The following is a 358-nucleotide window of genomic DNA, read 5'->3' as shown; positions in this document are numbered from 1 at the left end:
GTCGCAGGTCAACGTGCCCGGCCGCTGGATCGCCCTGCCGAAGTCCATGATCGGCGAGGCGCGCGGCGTCCCGATCCATGAGGCGTTGGTTCCAATGCTGACCGACATGGTCGAGAACCGGCCGGGGCGGTTGGTGCGGACATGGGAGAATGAGCCGTTCACAGTCTATGACGACAACGGCGGCCAGATGAAGAAGGGGATCGCCGCCGCCCGGCTGCGGACCCATATCTTCGACGTGGCCCCGTACACCGCCCGGCACACCGTCTCGACCCAACTCGTCATCGAGAACGTCCACCCATATAAGAAGGATCAGATTCTAGGTCACGCCGCCGATGACATGAGCCGACATTATACCCAC

The 358-nt window shown here is 62.8% G+C and carries 1 protein-coding gene; it reads left to right on the top strand.

The genetic code is table 11. The annotated features are described in order from the left end of the window. The coding region (locus AC5ZGW_RS47660) for a site-specific integrase (protein WP_496114339.1) at nt 1–358 on the top strand (358 nt) is incomplete at both ends.

It is taken from the genome of Bradyrhizobium sp. Crot121, assembly GCF_059512385.1.
This window is presented reverse-complemented; position numbering and strand designations above follow the sequence as displayed.